Origin of the sequence: Streptomyces sp. CB01249 (assembly GCF_001905735.1) — a bacterium.
Lineage (GTDB): Bacteria > Actinomycetota > Actinomycetes > Streptomycetales > Streptomycetaceae > Streptomyces.
In genome coordinates this window covers 227,147-243,953 of sequence record NZ_LISW01000005.1, presented here as the reverse complement: position 1 = coordinate 243,953, position 16,807 = coordinate 227,147, and the positions used below count along the sequence as shown (strand labels likewise).

At 73.1% G+C, this 16,807-nt stretch carries 17 protein-coding genes; 14 read left to right on the top strand and 3 right to left on the bottom strand.

What is annotated here, in order from left to right:
* The first annotated feature begins 161 nt into the window (after positions 1-161).
* The 4 genes from AMK18_RS23775 to AMK18_RS23760 all read left to right on the top strand — a co-directional run bounded on the left by AMK18_RS23775 (position 162) and on the right by AMK18_RS23760 (position 3,623).
* Positions 162-899 carry a hypothetical protein gene (locus tag AMK18_RS23775; RefSeq protein ID WP_018103787.1) on the top strand — a complete coding sequence of 246 codons (738 nt, stop codon included), beginning with the start codon at positions 162-164 and terminating at the stop codon, positions 897-899.
* Positions 896-2,068: a type VII secretion-associated serine protease mycosin gene (gene mycP / locus AMK18_RS23770; protein WP_073864418.1), complete on the top strand. Its 1,173-nt coding sequence runs from the start codon at positions 896-898 to the stop codon at positions 2,066-2,068. The genes AMK18_RS23775 and mycP overlap by 4 nt, the downstream gene beginning before the upstream one ends.
* Positions 2,069-2,102: 34 nt before the next feature.
* Positions 2,103-2,831 (top strand): SseB family protein, encoded by a 729-nt coding sequence (locus tag AMK18_RS23765; RefSeq protein WP_073864417.1) that lies wholly within the window; start codon positions 2,103-2,105, stop codon positions 2,829-2,831.
* Positions 2,832-2,915: 84 nt separating this feature from the next.
* Complete coding sequence (locus AMK18_RS23760; protein ID WP_073864416.1) at positions 2,916-3,623, top strand: MIP family channel protein; 708 nt, start codon at positions 2,916-2,918, stop codon at positions 3,621-3,623.
* Between the two features lie 86 nt (positions 3,624-3,709).
* Here the strand turns inward: AMK18_RS23760 and AMK18_RS23755 are convergent, their stop codons facing one another.
* Positions 3,710-4,072: a DUF1844 domain-containing protein gene (locus tag AMK18_RS23755; protein ID WP_018103791.1), complete on the bottom strand. Its 363-nt coding sequence runs from the start codon at positions 4,070-4,072 to the stop codon at positions 3,710-3,712.
* Between the two features lie 341 nt (positions 4,073-4,413).
* On the opposite strand from AMK18_RS23755, the gene infC reads away from it, so the two are divergent.
* The 9 genes from infC (at position 4,414) to AMK18_RS23710 (ending at position 14,157) form a co-directional block, all read left to right on the top strand.
* On the top strand, positions 4,414-5,127 hold the full coding sequence (gene infC, locus AMK18_RS23750; RefSeq protein WP_078498719.1) for a translation initiation factor IF-3: 714 nt from the start codon (positions 4,414-4,416) through the stop codon (positions 5,125-5,127).
* Positions 5,128-5,247: 120 nt separating this feature from the next.
* Positions 5,248-5,442, top strand: a complete 195-nt coding sequence (gene rpmI / locus AMK18_RS23745) for a 50S ribosomal protein L35 (RefSeq protein WP_018103793.1) — start codon at positions 5,248-5,250, stop codon at positions 5,440-5,442.
* A 107-nt stretch (positions 5,443-5,549) separates the two neighbouring features.
* Entirely contained in the window at positions 5,550-5,933 is a 384-nt protein-coding gene (gene rplT / locus AMK18_RS23740; RefSeq protein ID WP_018103794.1) for a 50S ribosomal protein L20, read from the top strand.
* A gap of 114 nt (positions 5,934-6,047) precedes the next feature.
* Positions 6,048-6,890 carry a TrmH family RNA methyltransferase gene (locus AMK18_RS23735; RefSeq protein ID WP_018103795.1) on the top strand — a complete coding sequence of 281 codons (843 nt, stop codon included), beginning with the start codon at positions 6,048-6,050 and terminating at the stop codon, positions 6,888-6,890.
* 117 nt (positions 6,891-7,007) lie between these two features.
* Positions 7,008-8,120 carry a sensor histidine kinase gene (locus tag AMK18_RS23730; RefSeq protein WP_073864415.1) on the top strand — a complete coding sequence of 371 codons (1,113 nt, stop codon included), beginning with the start codon at positions 7,008-7,010 and terminating at the stop codon, positions 8,118-8,120.
* A gap of 155 nt (positions 8,121-8,275) precedes the next feature.
* Positions 8,276-9,403 carry a phenylalanine--tRNA ligase subunit alpha gene (pheS, locus tag AMK18_RS23725; RefSeq protein WP_073864414.1) on the top strand — a complete coding sequence of 376 codons (1,128 nt, stop codon included), beginning with the start codon at positions 8,276-8,278 and terminating at the stop codon, positions 9,401-9,403.
* Entirely contained in the window at positions 9,403-11,913 is a 2,511-nt protein-coding gene (gene pheT, locus AMK18_RS23720) for a phenylalanine--tRNA ligase subunit beta (RefSeq protein ID WP_018103798.1), read from the top strand. Before pheS ends, pheT begins: the two co-directional genes overlap by 1 nt.
* 310 nt (positions 11,914-12,223) lie before the next feature.
* On the top strand, positions 12,224-13,576 hold the full coding sequence (locus AMK18_RS23715; RefSeq protein ID WP_073864413.1) for a transcriptional regulator: 1,353 nt from the start codon (positions 12,224-12,226) through the stop codon (positions 13,574-13,576).
* Between the two features lie 50 nt (positions 13,577-13,626).
* Complete coding sequence (locus tag AMK18_RS23710; RefSeq protein WP_018103800.1) at positions 13,627-14,157, top strand: NUDIX hydrolase; 531 nt, start codon at positions 13,627-13,629, stop codon at positions 14,155-14,157.
* 56 nt (positions 14,158-14,213) lie between these two features.
* Here the strand turns inward: AMK18_RS23710 and AMK18_RS23705 are convergent, their stop codons facing one another.
* On the bottom strand, positions 14,214-15,074 hold the full coding sequence (locus AMK18_RS23705; RefSeq protein ID WP_073864412.1) for a 3-hydroxybutyryl-CoA dehydrogenase: 861 nt from the start codon (positions 15,072-15,074) through the stop codon (positions 14,214-14,216).
* Positions 15,075-15,282: 208 nt separating this feature from the next.
* On the opposite strand from AMK18_RS23705, the gene AMK18_RS23700 reads away from it, so the two are divergent.
* Positions 15,283-16,560: a glycoside hydrolase family 10 protein gene (locus AMK18_RS23700; RefSeq protein WP_443333231.1), complete on the top strand. Its 1,278-nt coding sequence runs from the start codon at positions 15,283-15,285 to the stop codon at positions 16,558-16,560.
* A 4-nt stretch (positions 16,561-16,564) separates the two neighbouring features.
* Here AMK18_RS23700 and AMK18_RS23695 read toward each other — a convergent pair whose 3' ends face one another.
* The gene (locus tag AMK18_RS23695; RefSeq protein ID WP_018103803.1) at positions 16,565-16,780 is read right to left on the bottom strand and encodes a DUF1918 domain-containing protein; all 216 of its coding nucleotides are present in this window, start codon (positions 16,778-16,780) and stop codon (positions 16,565-16,567) included.
* Between the last annotated feature and the right edge of the window lie 27 nt (positions 16,781-16,807).

Here is a 16,807-nt window from a genome sequence, read left to right as displayed (position 1 = left end):
CGGAGGGACGCGCGGTACGGAACGGACCAGGGGGGCGGATGAGCACCGAAGCACGGCGCTCCCCCGTACCACCCCGCCCCGCCTCACCCCCGCTCCACGAGCCCGCGCCGCCCCCCGCCGACTGGCCACCCCCCGAGGCCCCCGCCCGCCCCCGCCGGACCGTGGCCGCCGGAGTCTGCGGCGTCCTCGGGCTCGGGCTGATCGCCGGGGCCGCCGCCGGCAGCTGGCTCACCGGCGGCTCCGACGACGACCCCGCCGCCCGCAGCGCGTACACCGTGGGCCGGGAAGCCTGGCACAGCATCCCCGTGGACACCCTCTTCCCCCGCACCCTGAAGGGCGACGGCACCGGACCCGGCGGCGCCGACCGGGTCTGGACCCGGCTCGCCGTCGCCCCCGACGGCGGCTGCGCCGACGCGCTCGACCCGCTGCTGGCCAAGACCCTGCGTACGGTCGGCTGCGCCCACGTCCTGCGCGCCACGTACACCGACGCGACCGCCAGCAGCGTCACCACCGTGGGGCTCGCCTTCACCGAGGCCGACACCGACGCGATGCGGGCCCTCGGCGCCCGGTTCGCCGACCAGCACCTCGACCGCCGCACCGACCTGCTGCCCCGCACCTACCCCGTGAAGGACAGCCCGGCCGCCTCCTTCGGCGCCCGGCAGCGCGCCAGCTGGTCCGTCCACGTCCTGACCGAGATCCCGGTCGTCGCCTTCGCCGTGACCGGGTTCGCCGACGGACGCGCGAGCACCCCGCCCCAGCCCGCCGACCGGGCCATGGCCGACGGCGCCACGACCCCCGCCGCCCAGGCCGGACTCGGCCACGAGGCCAAGGGCCTGGCCGACGGCGTCGAACGCGCGCTGCGCACCCACGTGGCCGACCTCACGGAGCAGCCACGATGAAACACGCCGCGGGCGTCCTCTGCGCGGCCACCGCCCTCGCCCTGCTCCCCGCGACCCCCGCCACGGCCGACACCATCCGGGCCCAGCAGTGGGGCCTGGCCGCGATGCACACCGACCGGGCCTGGGAGACCACGCGCGGCAAGGGCGTCACCGTCGCCGTGGTCGACACCGGGGTCGACGGCAGCCTGCCCGACCTCGCGGGCCAGGTCCTGCCCGGCAAGGACCTCATCGGCTTCGGCGCCGGGCGCGGCGACAAGGCATGGGCCAGGCACGGCACCGCCATGGCCGGGATCATCGCGGGCCGGGGCCACGGCAGCGGCCGCGCCGACGGCGTCCTCGGCATCGCGCCCGAGGCCAGGATCCTCCCGGTCCGCGTCATCCTGGAGGCGAGCGACCCGGACCGCGCCGAGGCCCGCAGGACCCGGGGCACCGCGCTGGCCGACGGCATCCGCTGGGCCGCCGACCACGGCGCCGACGTCATCAACCTCTCCCTCGGCGACGACAGCGAGTCCGCCCACCCCGAGCCCGGCGAGGACGCCGCCGTCCAGTACGCCCTGAAGAAGGGCGCCGTCGTCGTCGCCTCGGCCGGCAACGGAGGCGAGAAGGGCGACCACATCTCGTACCCCGCCGCCTACCCCGGGGTGATCGCCGCCGCGGCCGTGGACCGGTACGGCACCCACGCCTCGTTCTCCACCCGCCGCTGGTACGCCACCGTGAGCGCCCCCGGCGACGACATCGTCGTACCGGCGCCCGACCACAAGTACTACGTGGAGTGGGGCACGTCCGCCGCCGCCGCGTTCGTCTCCGGCGCGGTGGCCCTCGTGAAGTCCGCGCACCCCGGGCTCACGCCCGCGCAGATCCGGAAGCTGCTCACCGACACCGCGCGCGACGCCCCCGCCGGCGGCCGCGACGACGCGCGCGGCTACGGGATCGTCGACCCGGCGGCGGCCATCGAGGCGGGCGGCGCCCTGCGCTCCGCCGACGCGCGCGGCGAATCCGCCCCGGCCGGCTACCGCAAGCGGTACTTCGGCGCCGGACCCACGCCCGAGCCCGAGGACGACGGACCGGCCGGGTGGCTCGCCCCGGCCGCCGGTGGCCTCGGCGTGCTTCTGCTGGCGGCGGGCGTGCTGCTGTGGCGGGGCCGCTCCCCGTTCACCCGGAACCGCTGACCGGGCCCCTTCGGCCAGGCACTACGCTCGCCCTGTGGCGCAGAAGAACATTCCGGACCCCGGTTTCTCCGACGACGACGGCACCGCCGACCCCGCTCTGGCCTCGGCGCTCGCCGCCTGGGCCGAGGACCGCGGCGCCGTCGCGCCGGTCCTCGAAGCGCTGAAGAGCGCCCGGCTCCTCGTCCCCGTCGTGGCGGTTCTCGGTGAGGTGGAGGAGGACGAGAACGGACTCCGGCGCGAGAAGACCAGTGACATGGCGGTGCCCACCCTCCAGGCCGGGGACCGCCGCGCCCTGCCCGCCTTCACCTCCACCGCGTCACTGGCCCGGTGGGACCCGCAGGCCCGCCCCGTCGCCGTACCCCTGCACCAGGCGCTCCAGGCCGCCGCGCACGAGAAGGCCGACACGGTGGTGCTCGACCTCGCCGGTCCTGTGGCCTTCGAGCTGACCGGGGCCGCCCTGCGCGCCCTCGCCGAGGGCCGTACCAGCGCGGACCCGCTGGACGACCCCGCGGTCACCGCCGCCGTCCGCGCCGCGGTCGCCGCCGAGCCCGCCGTGCTCCGCGCCCACCTCGGCCCGGGCAGCGCCGACGGCACCCTCGCCCTGGTCCTCGCCCCCGACGCCGAACCGGCAGAGGCGGCGGGCCGGGTCGCCCGCGCGCTGGCGGCCGACGAGGTGCTGCGCGCCCGGCTGGTCCGCGGCCTGGACCTCGCGCTGCTCCCGGCCGGGGCGAACACACCGGGTGAGCCCCTGTTCACGCGCTGAATCACCCGCCCGGCTCAACGCGCGCGAAGCCGTACGCAGCCGGAGAATTGCGAAGAAAAGGAACGATCTTCGCGAGGTGGTTGTATGCAAGCGCGGACAGCCGTGTCGGAGTTCCTCGGCACCCTGCTGCTGGTCTTCTTCGCCGTGGGAGCGGCGGTCCTGTGCGTCGATTACATCGGAACCCTGGGCATCGCCCTGGCCTTCGGTTTCGTGCTCCTCGCACTCGCCTACGCCCTCGGCCCGATCTCCGGCTGCCACGTCAACCCGGCGGTCACCCTCGGCATGCTGATGGCCCGGCGGATCGACGTGCGCACGGCCGTGACGTACTGGATCGCGCAGTTCCTCGGCGGCATCGCCGGTGCGGCGCTGCTGTTCCTGCTGGCCAAGCAGGTGCCGGGGCTGAAGACGAGCGGCAAGTTCGGCAGCAACGGCTACGGCAGCCGCTCGGACGTGCACATCAACCTCGGCGGCGCCTTCCTGGCCGAGGTGGTGCTGACCTTCCTGCTGGTGTTCGTGGTCCTCGCGGTGACCCACAAGGTGGCGGTCGTCGGCTTCGACGGACTGCCGATCGGCATCTCCCTCGCCGTGATCCACCTGGTCGGCATCCCGCTCACCGGCACGTCGGTCAACCCGGCCCGGAGCCTCGGCCCGGCCCTGTTCGCGGGAGGCGCGGCCCTCTCTCAGCTGTGGCTGTTCATCGTGGCCCCACTGATCGGCGGCATCCTCGCGGCGCTCGCCCACCGGCTGACCCACCCCTCCATGCGCGGCGGCGAGACGACCGCGGAGGTCTGACCCGCGCCCGCGAAGCGAAGAGCCCCCGCCGGGAGGACCGGCGGGGGCTCGTTCTCGTACGGGGAAAGGGGCGGCGGGCGGACGGCTCAGCCGAAGACCGCGCCGGTGTACTTCTCGCCCGGGCCCTTGCCCGGCTCGTCCGGGACGAGCGACGCCTCGCGGAAGGCGAGTTGGAGGGACTTCAGGCCGTCGCGCAGCGGGGCGGCGTGGAAGGAGCTGATCTCGGTGGTGCTCGCGTCCAGCAGGCCGGCCAGGGCGTGGATCAGCTTGCGGGCCTCGTCCAGGTCCTTGTGCGCGTCGCCGTCCTCGGTCAGGCCGAGCTTCACGGCGGCGGCGCTCATCAGGTTGACGGCGACCGTCACGATCACCTCGACGGCGGGCACCTCCGCGATGTCGCGGGTCATCTCGTCGAAGCCGGGGGAATCACTGCTGGGGGTCGCGTCACTCATGCGCCTTACGATAGGCCCACGGCGACGGCCCCCGTTCTGTGGGAGTCGATGAGACCCGTGGTTCGCGCACCCCTCGGCGAGCTGCTAACCTTGTGTAACGACCGGCCGGACAGCTATGTGCCCGGCCCACAAGTGGAGGCTCCGTTCTCCCACCTGACCGCCCTCAGGGCGGCGGGTCACCGGTCAGGCGGTCCCCATCGTTCCGTACGGACGATGGAACCGCCCGATGCGCCCCGCGGTTCACCGTGGCGGTGTTCCGGTTTTCCAGGAGCCCCGCCTGTGTCCCGTCCGGGGCATTTTTGTTGCTCCGATGCGGTTGGTCTGTCTGAAACAGACGTTACGTGGCTGTCCGCCAGGCGGTCGCGTGGTGCTACCGAGGAGGATCCATCAGCGCCGAGCCCCGCATCAACGACCGGATTCGCGTGCCCGAGGTGCGACTTGTCGGTCCCAGCGGCGAGCAGGTCGGGATTGTGCCGCTTGCCAAGGCCCTGGAACTCGCACAGGAGTACGACCTCGACCTGGTCGAGGTGGCGGCAACCGCCCGTCCGCCCGTGTGCAAGCTCATGGACTACGGGAAGTTCAAGTACGAGTCGGCCATGAAGGCCCGTGAGGCGCGCAAGAACCAGGCGCACACGGTCATCAAGGAGATGAAGCTCCGGCCGAAGATCGACCCGCACGACTATGACACCAAGAAGGGTCACGTCGTCCGGTTCCTCAAGCAGGGCGACAAGGTCAAGATCACGATCATGTTCCGCGGTCGTGAGCAGTCCCGCCCCGAGCTGGGCTTCCGACTGCTCCAGCGGCTTGCTTCGGACGTGGAGGAACTCGGCTTCATCGAGTCCAACCCGAAGCAGGACGGCCGGAACATGATCATGGTTCTGGGCCCGCACAAGAAGAAGACCGAAGCCATGGCCGAGGCCCGCGAGGCCCAGGCCGCCCGCAAGGCGGAGCGCCAGGGGAACAACACCCCCGACGCCGCGCCCGCGGAGACGGCCCCCGAGGCTCCGGCCGAGGCGGCGCCCGAGGCCGAGGCCGAGACACCTTCCGAGGCGTGACCGCAGGGGGTGCCATCCAGGCACCCCCGGGTCCCCCCGGAACCCCCATCAAGATCTGACGCCCCTGCAGTCCGGTGCTCGCACCGAGAGGGGCGCCACTGACGAGGAGAGAACGGCGCGATGCCGAAGAACAAGACGCACAGCGGTGCCAGCAAGCGTTTCAAGATCACCGGCTCCGGCAAGGTGCTGCGCGAGCGGGCCGGCAAGCGCCACCTGCTCGAGCACAAGTCGTCCAAGAAGACGCGTTCGCTGACCGGCACGGTCGTCGCGGCTCCGGCCGACGCCAAGAAGGTCAAGAAGCTTCTCGGCAAGTGAGGCCGTCGTCCCCGGTGAGTCCGGGGACGCGCCCTCGATCCGACCGGGACCAATTCGTTTCCGGGCCGTGTGAGTACGACCACGGCCCCGCTACAAGGAGTTAACAAGTGGCACGCGTCAAGCGGGCAGTCAACGCCCACAAGAAGCGCCGGGCGATCCTCGAGCAGGCCAGCGGTTACCGCGGTCAGCGTTCGCGCCTGTACCGCAAGGCCAAGGAGCAGGTCACCCACTCCCTGGTCTACAACTACAACGACCGCAAGAAGCGCAAGGGCGACTTCCGTCAGCTCTGGATCCAGCGCATCAACGCGGCTGCCCGCCAGAACGGCATGACGTACAACCGCCTCATCCAGGGTCTGAAGGCCGCCAACATCGAGGTGGACCGCAAGATCCTGGCCGAGCTCGCGGTCAACGACGCCAACGCGTTCGCCGCCCTCGTCGAGGTCGCCCAGAAGGCCCTCCCGAGCGACGTCAACGCCCCGAAGGCCGCCTGACCCAGGGCGCACTTCTCGGTTTTGAGCCGGACCCGCAGGCGCTCGCCGTCTGCGGGTCCGGTGCGTTGTACCCCCAGGACCTTTTTCGTACCGCAGAGAGGCTCGCCGCCGACCATGGGCATCCCCGAACTGATCTCCCCGCGTTCGCCGCGGGTCGCCGCCGCCCGGCGGCTGGCCCGGCGCAACTTCCGCGGCAAGGAGCGCAGGTTCATCGCCGAGGGGCCGCAGGCCGTGCGCGAGGCCGCCGAGCACCGGGGCGACGACGGCGAACCGACCCTGGTCGAGCTCTTCGCCACCGTCGAGGCCGCCGACCGCTACGCCGCCATCATCGACGCCGCCCACGCGGCCGGCGCCCGCGTCCACCTCGCCGGCGCCGACGTCCTGGCCGACGTCTCCCAGACCGTCACCCCGCAGGGCCTCATCGGGGTCTGCCGCTTCCTCGACTCGCCCTTCGACGCGATCCTCGCGGCCCGGCCCCGGCTGGTCGCCGTCCTGGCCCATGTCCGCGACCCCGGCAACGCCGGCACGGTGCTGCGCTGTGCCGACGCGGCGGGCGCCGACGCGGTCGTCCTGACCGACGCCTCGGTCGACCTCTACAACCCCAAGTCGGTGCGCGCCTCGGTCGGCTCGCTCTTCCACCTGCCGGTCGCCGTGGGCGTCCCCGTCGAACAGGCCGTACGCGGGCTGCGCGAGGCGGGCGTCCGCATCCTGGCCGCCGACGGAGCGGGCGCGGACGACCTGGACGACGAGCTGGACGCCGGCACCATGGGCGGGCCCACCGCCTGGGTCTTCGGCAACGAGGCGTGGGGCCTGCCGGAGGAGACCCGGGCCCTGGCCGACGCCGTGGTGCGGGTGCCGATCCACGGCAAGGCGGAGAGCCTGAACCTCGCCACCGCGGCCGCCGTCTGCCTGTACGCCTCCGCGCGCGCCCAGCGCCCCCGCCGCACCACCGGCTGACCCCGGCGGGCGCCCCCACTTCGACGGAGAGCCGCCACAGGGTGTCGCTCCGTCACCGACGACTAGTAGGGTGACGCACTCGGGGGCCCACTGCACCGGTCGAGAGTGGGGTACGGAATGGCTGTCGGCATGAGCGGACCGCGCGCGGCACGGGCGGGCGTCGCGGACGCGGCGGGCGGCCTCGGGCTGGACCCGGACGACCTGCCCGACGGGCTCGTCGTCGCGGACGCGGCCGGCCGGATCATCTGCTTCAACGCCGCGGCCGTCCGCATCACCGCCGTGCCGGAGAGCGCCGCCCTCGGCCGCCCGGTCGAGCAGGTGCTGCCGCTGGAGGACCTCAAGGGCCGCCGCTGGTGGGAGCTGACCGACCCCTACGGCGGCCTCGCCACCCGGACCGGCCAGCCCGAGCGCAACCTCCTGCTGCCCGGCGGGCGCGAGGTCCTGGTCTCCGCCCGCTACGTGCGCGAGACCCCCGCCGGACCGGTCCGCCGCCTGGTCGTCAGCCTGCGCGGCACCGAGGCCCGCCGCCGCACCGAGCGCAGCAACGCCGAGCTCATCGCGACCGTAGCCCACGAACTGCGCTCGCCGCTCACCTCGGTCAAGGGCTTCACGGCGACGCTCCTGGCCAAGTGGGAGCGGTTCACCGACGACCAGAAGCGCCTGATGCTGGACACGGTGTACGCGGACGCCAACCGGGTCACCCGCCTCATCACCGAGCTCCTGGACATCTCCCGGATCGACTCCGGCCGCCTGGAGCTCCGCCGCCAGCCCGTCGACCTGTCCGCCGCCGTCGAGCGCCACGTCCAGGCGCACACCGCGGCCGGCCAGGACCCCGGCCGCTTCCTCGTCCGCACCCTGCAGCCGCTGCCCGCGGTGTGGGCCGACCCGGACAAGGTCGACCAGGTGCTCGGCAACCTGCTGGAAAACGCGGTGCGGCACGGTGAGGGAACTGTCACCATCGACGTGGCACCCGCACCGGCGAAGAGCGACGAGAGGGGAGCGGCCGTCACCGTGAGCGACGAAGGTCCCGGCATCCCCGAGGAGTCCATGAGCCGCGTCTTCACCCGCTTCTGGCGGGGCAGCAAGCGCGGCGGCACGGGCCTGGGCCTCTACATCGTCAAGGGCATCGTCGAGGCCCACGGCGGCACGATCACGGTCGGCCGCGGCCCCGGAGGCGGCGCGGAGTTCCGATTTATGCTGCCCGTGAGCACGCCGGCCTACCTCGCGTAAGGCCCCGAGCGGCCCACGGGCGCCCCACCCGCCCCGCGACCCTTAGACTCGACCCTTGGCACCTTTGCGTCCTCCGGTCTTCGAGCGAGGTCACGGGGGTCCGGGAGTATCCCCCGGCAAGCGCAGCACTCAGCCAATCGGAAGTACGGGAAGAGATGTCGGCACCGAACAAGTCGTACGACCCAGTCGAGGTCGAGGCACTGAAACCGGAAGAGATCGAGCGTATCCGGGACGAGGCGCTCGCCGCCTTCGCCGCCGCGGGTGACCTCGACGCGCTCGCCCACGCGAAGACGGCGCACACCGGTGGCACCTCGCCCCTGTCGCTCGCCAACCGCGAGATCGGCGCACTGCCCCCGCAGGCCAAGGCCGAGGCCGGCAAGCGCGTCGGCCAGGCCCGTGCCGCCGTGGGCCGCGCCCTCGCGGCCCGCCAGACGGAGCTGGAGGCCGAGCGTGACGCCCGCGTGCTGGTCGAGGAGGCGGTGGACGTCACCCTGCCCTACGACCGCACCCCGGCCGGCGCCCGCCACCCGCTGACGACCTTCATGGAGCGCGTCGCCGACGTCTTCGTGGCCATGGGCTACGAGATCGCCGAGGGCCCCGAGGCCGAGGCCGAGTGGTTCAACTTCGACGCCCTCAACTTCGTGCCCGACCACCCGGCCCGGCAGATGCAGGACACCTTCTTCGTCCAGGGCGCCGACGGCGCGAAGAACGACGAGTCCGGCGTCGTGCTGCGTACGCACACCTCCCCGGTCCAGGCCCGCACCCTGCTCGACCGCGAGCCCCCCGTCTACGTCGTCTGCCCCGGCCGCGTCTACCGCACCGACGAGCTCGACGCCACGCACACCCCGGTCTTCCACCAGATCGAGCTGCTCGCCGTGGACGAGGGCCTGACCATGGCCGACCTGAAGGGCACTCTCGACCACATGGTCCAGGCGCTCTTCGGCCCGGACATGAAGACCCGGCTGCGGCCGAACTTCTTCCCGTTCACCGAGCCGTCCGCCGAGATGGACATGGTCTGCTACGTCTGCCGCGGCGCCTCCGTCGGCAACCCGGACCGCCCCTGCCGCACCTGCGGCAGCGAGGGCTGGATCGAGCTCGGCGGCTGCGGCATGGTCAACCCCAAGGTGCTCACCGCCTGCGGCGTCGACCCCCAGAAGTACAGCGGATTCGCCTTCGGGTTCGGCATCGAACGGATGCTGATGTTCCGCCACAACGTCGAAGACATGCGAGACATGGTCGAAGGTGACGTCCGGTTCACCCGGCCCTTCGGGATGGAGATCTGATGCGCGTCCCGCTTTCCTGGCTGCGGGAATACGTCGACCTGCCGGCCACCGAGACCGGCCGTGACGTGCAGGCCAAGCTGGTCGCCGTCGGCCTGGAGGTCGAGACGGTCGAGCAGACCGGCGCCGGCCTCACCGGCCCGCTGGTCGTCGGACAGGTGTTGACCATCGAGGAGCTGGAGGGCTTCAAGAAGCCGATCCGCTTCTGCACGGTCGACGTCGGCACCGCCAACGGCACCGGCGCGCCGCAGGAGATCGTCTGCGGCGCCCGTAACTTCGCCGTCGGCGACAAGGTCGTCGTGGTCCTGCCCGGCGCCGTGCTGCCCGGCGACTTCGCGATCGCCGCCCGCAAGACGTACGGCAAGACCTCGCACGGCATGATCTGCTCCACCGACGAGCTCGGCATGGGCGACGACGGCACCCACGGCATCATCGTGCTCCCGCCGGAGTACGAGGTGGGCACCGACGCGATCGAGCTCCTGGAGCTCCGCGACGAGGTCCTGGACATCGCCGTCACGCCCGACCGCGGCTACTGCCTGTCCATGCGCGGCGTCGCCCGCGAGACCGCCATCGCCTACGGCCTGCCGCTGCGCGACCCGGCGCTCCTGGACGTGCCCGCGCCCAACGCGTACGGCTACCCGGTCAAGGTGTCCGACCCGATCGGCTGCTCCCGCTTCACCGCGCGCACCGTCACCGGACTCCAGCCCGAGGCCCGCACCCCGATCTGGATGCAGCGCCGGCTGCAGAAGGCGGGCATGCGGCCGATCTCGCTCGCCGTCGACGTCACCAACTACGTGATGCTCGAACTCGGCCAGCCGCTGCACGCCTACGACCGGTCCCGCATCGACGGCCCGATCGGGGTCCGCCGTGCCGAGCAGGGCGAGAAGCTCACCACGCTCGACGGCGCCGTCCGCGTCCTGGACTCCGGCGACCTCGTCATCACCGACAACCGCGGCCCCATCGGCCTCGCGGGCGTCATGGGCGGCGCCGACACGGAGATCGCCGACGCCGCCGAGGGCGCGCACACCGCCGAGGTCGTCATCGAGGCCGCGCACTTCGACGCGATCTCGATCGCCCGCACCGCGCGCCGCCACAAGCTGCCCTCCGAGGCGTCCAAGCGCTTCGAGCGCGGCGTCGACCCGCAGGCCGCCGCCGCTGCCGCGCAGCGCACCGTCGACCTGCTGGTCCTCCTGGCCGGCGGCACCGCCGAGGCGGGCGTCACCGAGGTCACCGCCCCGTCCGCGCCCCGCACCATCACGATGCCGGCCGACCACCCCGACAAGGTCGCCGGTGTCGCCTACGGCCGCGAGACCGTCGTCCGCCGCCTCCAGGAGGTCGGCTGCGACGTCTACGGGCAGGACGAGCTCCTGGTCACCACGCCGTCCTGGCGCCCCGACCTCACCGAGCCGAACGACCTGGCCGAAGAGGTCATCCGCCTGGAGGGCTACGAGAACCTGCCCTCCACGCTCCCGACGCCGCCCTCCGGCCGCGGCCTCACCGACCGCCAGCGGCTGCACCGCCGCGTCGGCCGGGCCCTCGCGGGCGCGGGCTACGTCGAGGCGCTGAACTACCCGTTCATCGGCGAGGCGGTCCTCGACCAGCTCGGCCTGGAGGCGGACGACGCCCGCCGCCGCACCGTCCAGCTCGTCAACCCGCTCTCCGACGAGGAGCCCTCGCTGCGCACCACGCTGCTGCCGGGCCTCCTCGGCGCACTGCGGCGCAACGACGGCCGCGGCAGCCACGACCTCGCGCTCTTCGAGACCGGCCTCGTCTTCCTGCCCACCGGCGAGGAGACCAAGCCCGTCCGGCTGCCCGTCGACCGTCGCCCCTCCGACGCGGACATCGCCGCGCTGAACGTCGCGCTCCCGCGTCAGCCGCGCCGCGCCGCCGTCGTCCTCGCGGGCGCCCGCGAGCAGGCCGGCTGGTGGGGCAAGGGCCGCCCGGCCGACTGGGCGGACTCCGTCGAGGCCGCGCGTACCATCGCCCGCGAGGCCGGGGTCGAGGTCATCGTCCGCGCCGACCGGCACGCCCCCTGGCACCCGGGCCGTTGCGCCGCGCTGTACGTGACCGTGGCCGGCGAGGAGACCCTGTTCGGACACGCGGGCGAGCTGCACCCGCGCGTCGTCAAGGAGCTCCACCTGCCCGAGCGCACCTGTGCCATGGAGGTCGACCTCGACGTCCTGGAGCAGGCCGTCGACGGCGTCCTGCGGGCTCCGCGGATCTCCGCCTTCCCGGTGGCGACCCAGGACGTCGCGCTGGTCGTCGGCCAGGACGTGCCGGCCGCCGACGTGGAGCGTGCGCTCCACGAGGGCGCGGGCGAACTCCTGGAGTCGCTGCGGCTGTTCGACGTCTTCACGGGCGAGCAGATCGGCGAGGGCAACAAGTCCCTGGCGTACGCGCTGCGCTTCCGCGCCGCCGACCGCACCCTGACGGTCGACGAGGCGAGCGCCGCCCGTGACGCGGCGGTGGCCCTGGCCGCCGAGCGTACGGGCGCGGTGCTGCGCGGAGCGTAGGACCACCCCGCTGTACGAAGGAGGGGCGCATCCGGCCACCGGATGCGCCCCTCCTGTGTGCTCGCCGTCCGTCCCCGCCGTGGAGTGTCGGGCAGGCCGGCGGGGTGGACTGCGCGGATGCGGGCCGCCCTGCTGTACGAGGGGGAGCAGACGGCCCGTTCGCGCCCTGCGAGGGGAATCATTCAAGCGAGCCCGGGGCCGCCGCGGCAGCGTGCGCGGCGGGACGGTTCGGGCATTCCGTTCACACCCCGTGTGAATCGTGCTCCACTGGGGCGACACGTCCAGGCGTGCCGAACCACCGGAGGGGGACATGGGGCCCAAGGAGCCCAATACCGCGCTGGAGGCCCTGATCGAGGAGGCGGGCGTCTCCCGGGCCGGACTGGCCGCCCATGTGAACCGGGCCGGCCGTGCGCGCGGTCTCGGACTGCGCTACGAACACACCGCCGTCGCCCGCTGGCTGAAGGGCCAGCGCCCGCGCGGCCAGGTGCCCGATCTGATCTGCGAGGTGCTGGGAAACCGCCTGCGCCGGGCCGTTTCACTGGACGACATCGGCATGGCGGCCCCCGACGCTGGCCACCCGCCCGTCCAGGGCTCCTCGCTCACCGGCTTCGTGGAACGGGCCACCGCGGTGTGGCGCTGCGACGCCCAGCAGCGCCCGCACGTCGTCGCCGCCCCGGCCGTGACCGGGACCGGTGCCGTGATGCCCGTCTGGGAGTGGGAGAACCCGCCGGAGGACACCGATGTGTCGCGGGCCGGGCCGTCCAGGGTCGGCGCGCCCGACCTGGCAACGCTGCGGGCCGCCCGTGACCACTACGAACTGATGTACCGGAAGGCGGGCGGGATCGCGACGCGGGCGCGCGTCGTCGGCTTCCTCAACGCCGGGGCCGCCCCGCTGCTGCGCGGCGGCTACAGCGATGCGACGGGCCGTCAGCTGCACCGCGCGACAGGCGCGTTGGTGGCCGTCGCGGGCATCTGCGCCTACGACTCCGACGCGCACGGCCTCGCCCAGCGCTACTTCCACCAGGCGCTGCGGCTGGCCAAGGCGAGCGGGGACCGGGCGCTCGGCGGCTATGTGATCGCGTTGCTGGTCAACCAGTCGCTGTTCCTCGCCGAGTTCCGCCAGTCCGTCGCCTTCGCCGAGGCGGCTCTGCGCGCGGCCGGGCGCGAGATCACGCCCGCGCTCGCCGCCGACCTGCACGCGATGCAGGCCAAGGCGTACGCGAGGCTCGGCGACCGGGCGAGCGCGCTGGCGTGCATCGGCCGCGCCGAGTCCGAGGCCGCCCGCATCCGGCCGGGCCGGGAACCGGACGAGACGGGCTATGTGCAGCCGGGTCTGGTCGATGTGCAGGTGGCGGAGGCGCTGCTGAGCCTCGGGGACCTGCCGGCGGCCCGGGAGCACGCGGTGGCCGCGGTCCGGACCCCCGCCCACGACCGGGGCCGGGTCCACCGCCTCGCCATGCTCACCACGGTCGAGCTCCGCCGGGGCGAGGCGGACCGGGCCGCGGCCACGGCGGTCGAGATGGCGGACCGGGCCCGGGGCATGGAGTCGCAGCGCCTGCGCGACCGGCTGCGGGCGGTCCGGGCGGACCTGGCCGCCAGCGGGAGCGCCGACGCGGAACGGGCCGCCGAACGCGTGGAGGGGGCGCTGCGCGTACCGCTGTGAGCCGAAGTCTGCTGCGATACCGCCACCAACGATCGAAAGGTGGCAGAAACGTGCAGTGGACGAACCTGAACGAACAACCCGTGTACGAGAACCCGTGGTTCCGGGTCAACCTGGCCGATGTCGAACTCCCCGACGGCGCCCGGCTCGACCACTTCGTGATCCGGCTGCGCCCGGTCGCGGCGGCCACCGTGGTCAACGCGGCGAACGAGGTGCTGCTGCTCTGGCGCCACCGCTTCATCACCGACAGCTGGGGCTGGGAGCTGGCGGCGGGCGTGGTCGAGGACGGCGAGTCCCTGCCGGACGCGGCCGCCCGCGAAATGGAGGAGGAGACCGGCTGGCGCCCCGGCCCCCTCCACCCCCTCCTGACCGTGGAACCGTCCAACGGCCTCACCGACGCCCGGCACCACTTCTACTGGTCCGAGGAGGCGCACTGGACGGGCGATCCGCACGACGCCTTCGAGTCCTCCCGCCGCGAGTGGGTCCCCCTCAAGCTGGTCCCCGACCTGATATCCACCGGCGAGATCCCGGCAGCGGGCATGGCGGCGGCCCTGCTGATGCTGCACCACTTACGACAGGGCTGAGCCCTGCCCCGTACGTGCGAGGGTTTCTCGGCCCCCGCACGTACGGGCCGGAGGCGTCACGCGTACGGGTAGAACCCCGACCCCGTCTTCCGGCCGAGCCGCCCCGCGTCGACCATGCGCTGGAGGAGCGGGGGAGCGGCGTACAGGGGCTCCTTGTATTCGGCGTACATGGAGTCGGCGACCGAGGCGACCGTGTCCAGGCCGATGAGGTCCGCGAGCTTGAGCGGGCCCATCGGGTGGGCGCAGCCCATCTCCATGCCGTTGTCGATGTCCTCGCGGCTGGCGATGCCCGACTCGAACATCCGGATCGCCGAGAGGAGGTACGGGATCAGCAGGGCGTTGACGACGAAGCCGGAACGGTCCTGGGCGCGGATCGGGTGCTTGCCCAGTATGTCCTGGACCACGGCCTCCGAGCGCTTGATCGTCTCGTCCGACGTGGTCAGCGCGGGGATCAGCTCCACGAGCTTCTGCACCGGCGCCGGGTTGAAGAAGTGGATGCCGATGACCTGGTCCGGGCGGGAGGTCGCGACGGCCAGCTTCACCAGCGGGATCGAGGAGGTGTTGGAGGCCAGGATCGCGTCCGGGCGGGTCACGACCTGGTCGAGCACCTGGAAGATCTCGGTCTTGACCTGCTCGTTCTCCACGACGGCCTCGATGACGAGGTCGCGGTCGGCGAACTCGCCGAGGTCCGTGGTGAAGCTGAGCCGGGCCAGGGTCTCGTCGCGCTCCTCCGCCGTGATCTTGCCGCGCTCGGCGGCCTTCGACAGGGAGTTGTGGAGCCGGGTCCGGCCGATCTCCAGCGCCTCGCCGGTCGTCTCGGCCACCTTGACGTCGAGGCCGCTGCGCGCGCACACCTCCGCGATGCCGGCGCCCATCTGGCCGCAGCCCACCACTCCGACGCGTGCAATGTCGGCCATAGAGTCCGTCACCTCGTGCCTTTCGCTGTTCCCGTTCGGCGGCTTCCGTCTGGTTCCGGGTTCCACCACGACTCCCCGACGTTACTCCGCGCCTTACCAGGGATAGCAGGCCGGGGCGTGCATGCTCGGCTCTGGACACCCCCGGTGCCCGGAATGCGGGCATACGGCGGGGCTTCGACGTGTACGGAGAGAGAGCGGGTGCGATGCGATGCGAGGTATGGCCCGGAGAGGGTTCGTGACGGGTGCGGCCGGGACGGTCGCCGGGGTGGTGGGCGCGGCGGCGGTCGCCGGTGACGCGGCCGCGCGGCCCCGGCGGGCGCGCGGATTGCCGGGCTCCGCCGCCGCGCGCGACGTGGTGCGGCGCGAGCTGCGCGGCGTGTGGGTGGCGACCGTCGCCAACACGGACTGGCCGTCGCGGCCGGGCCTGCCCGCCGCCGCGCAGCGGGACGAGCTGACCGCCCTCCTCGACCGGGCGGTGGCGCGGAAGCTGAACGCGGTGATCCTCCAGGTCCGCCCGACCGCCGACGCGCTCTGGCCCTCCGCGTACGAGCCGTGGGCCGAGTGCCTGACCGGGACGCAGGGCAAGGACCCCGGCTGGGACCCACTGGGCACCGCCGTCCGGGAGGCGCACGACCGGGGCCTGGAGCTGCACGCCTGGTTCAACCCGTACCGGGTCGCCAACCACACCGACCCGTCCCGGCTGACCCCCTCGCACCCCGCGCGCCGCAATCCCGGCTGGGTGCTCCCGTACGGCGGCAAGCTCTACTACAACCCGGGTCTGCCCGAGGTCCGCGCCTTCGTCCAGGACGCGATGCTCGACGCGGTCCGCCGCTACGACGTCGACGCCGTGCACTGGGACGACTACTTCTACCCGTACCCGGTGGCCGGCCAGAGCTTCGCGGACGGCGCCGCCTACGAGAAGTACGGCGCCGGGTTCCCGGACCGGGCGGCCTGGCGCCGCGACAACACGGACCGGCTGGTGCGCGAGATGTCCGAGCGCGTCAAGGCGCTGAAGCCCGGCGTCCGCTTCGGCGTCAGCCCCTTCGGGGTCTGGCGCAACGCGGACACGGACCCGGCGGGCTCACGGACGAGGGCCGGGGTGCAGACGTACGACGATCTGTACGCGGACACGCGCGGCTGGATCAAGAAGGGCTGGCTGGACTACGTCGTCCCGCAGCTGTACTGGCACATCGGCAACGCCGCCGCCGACTACGCCGAGCTCGTGCCGTGGTGGTCCGACACGGTACGCGGCACGGGCGTCGACCTGTTCATCGGCGAGGCGCTGTACAAGTGCGGCGACCCGGCCCAGCCCGCCGCCTGGCAGGACCCGGCGGAGCTGTCCCGCCACATCGACCTCGCGGCCGGTCACGACCAGGTCCGCGGCCACGCGTACTTCTCGGCGAAGAGCGTGGCGGCGGACCGGATCGGCGCGATGGACCGGGTGGTCGCCGACCACTACCGGTCGCGCGCGAGGCCGCCGCGCTGAGCCGTTACGTGATGTCCGCGTCCCGGCCCGCCGCGCAGCCCGTGTGCTGGACGACGGTGTCGGGGCCCGGTGCGAGCAGATGTTCGTGTCCGTCGTCGAAGCGGACGCGGTACGGGGGAGTGCCCCGGTCTCCGAGCACTTCCACGATCTCCGCGACCCGGTCGTGCTGTCCCACGGTCCTGCCGTGCGTCAGCAGCCGGTCGCCCTTGTGTGCCTCCATGGGGAGTGACCTCCTCGCGGGTGGCGT

Coding starts and splice junctions, on each gene's coding strand:
- AMK18_RS23705 (WP_073864412.1), bottom strand. CDS start 15,074: ATGGCCGACATTGCACGCGTCGGAGTGGTGGGCTGCGGCCAGATGGGC.
- AMK18_RS23730 (WP_073864415.1), top strand. CDS start 7,008: ATGGCTGTCGGCATGAGCGGACCGCGCGCGGCACGGGCGGGCGTCGCG.
- pheS (WP_073864414.1), top strand. CDS start 8,276: ATGTCGGCACCGAACAAGTCGTACGACCCAGTCGAGGTCGAGGCACTG.
- AMK18_RS23695 (WP_018103803.1), bottom strand. CDS start 16,780: ATGGAGGCACACAAGGGCGACCGGCTGCTGACGCACGGCAGGACCGTG.
- AMK18_RS23760 (WP_073864416.1), top strand. CDS start 2,916: ATGCAAGCGCGGACAGCCGTGTCGGAGTTCCTCGGCACCCTGCTGCTG.
- pheT (WP_018103798.1), top strand. CDS start 9,403: ATGCGCGTCCCGCTTTCCTGGCTGCGGGAATACGTCGACCTGCCGGCC.
- AMK18_RS23700 (WP_443333231.1), top strand. CDS start 15,283: ATGCGAGGTATGGCCCGGAGAGGGTTCGTGACGGGTGCGGCCGGGACG.
- mycP (WP_073864418.1), top strand. CDS start 896: ATGAAACACGCCGCGGGCGTCCTCTGCGCGGCCACCGCCCTCGCCCTG.
- AMK18_RS23755 (WP_018103791.1), bottom strand. CDS start 4,072: ATGAGTGACGCGACCCCCAGCAGTGATTCCCCCGGCTTCGACGAGATG.
- rpmI (WP_018103793.1), top strand. CDS start 5,248: ATGCCGAAGAACAAGACGCACAGCGGTGCCAGCAAGCGTTTCAAGATC.
- AMK18_RS23715 (WP_073864413.1), top strand. CDS start 12,224: ATGGGGCCCAAGGAGCCCAATACCGCGCTGGAGGCCCTGATCGAGGAG.
- AMK18_RS23735 (WP_018103795.1), top strand. CDS start 6,048: ATGGGCATCCCCGAACTGATCTCCCCGCGTTCGCCGCGGGTCGCCGCC.